The sequence below is a fragment of the Ornithinimicrobium kibberense genome (assembly GCF_006519705.1).
GTDB classification, from domain to species: domain Bacteria; phylum Actinomycetota; class Actinomycetes; order Actinomycetales; family Dermatophilaceae; genus Ornithinicoccus; species Ornithinicoccus kibberensis.
In genome coordinates, this window is the sequence record NZ_VFXM01000038.1 from 1 (window position 1) to 718 (window position 718).

Genomic DNA, 718 nt, shown 5'->3' on the forward strand with positions numbered 1-718 from the left:
GGGGGCGCGGTGGCACAGGGCGGTGTAGATGGCCTGGTCGATGGCCTCGGCGCGGGCGGTGGCCGGGTCCGGGTCGTTCCCGTCGCTGTCCCCCTGCGCCGCGGCGGCGGCGGTGGTGGTGGCGTGGTCGACGGTGGCGATGGCGGTGGCCAGGAGGGTGGTGTAGGCGCGGTGGTCGTGGGTGCGGGTGGCGTAGATGCGTCCGAGCAGGGTCTGCCAGGTGACGTCGCGGTGGGCGTCGATGGTGGCGTGCCAGTGGCGGGCGGTCTTGAGGTCGTGGTGGGTGGTGCACAGGCATTCGAGGTTGCACAGGGTGGTCGCTCCGCCGGTGGCGTGCTCGTGGACGTGGTCGAGCTGGGTGTAGATGGCCGGGCGGGTGCAGCCGGGGGCGCGGCAGGTGCCGTCGGCGGCGCGGGCCTGGGCGCGCATGTGCGCGTCGGGCTGGTAGGCGGTGGTGGAGCGTTCCACGCAGCGCCCGTCCAGGGGGTCGATGACGAGGCGGTGCAGGGTGGTTCCGGGGGTGGTGATCAGGTCGGCCACGTCGGGAGCGTGCAGGAACGCCGGGGTGGTGCCGGTGGCCTGGGCGACCGCCAGCAGCACCTCTTCCTGTCCGTCGCCGGGCGGGCCGGTCAAGGGAGGGCCGGTCACGGGAGCGGTCGGTGAGGCCTGGTCGGAAGGTTCCTCCGGGGGACTGGTCGCGCGGGCGGGGTCGTCCGTC

At 74.7% G+C, this 718-nt stretch carries 1 protein-coding gene; it reads right to left on the minus strand.

Features of this window, described 5'->3' with window-relative positions; translation table 11 throughout:
* Positions 1–648 (minus strand): HNH endonuclease signature motif containing protein (locus tag FJR00_RS15530; protein WP_141339633.1); only part of this gene is annotated, 648 nt, incomplete at its 3' end.
* Between the last annotated feature and the right edge of the window lie 70 nt (positions 649–718).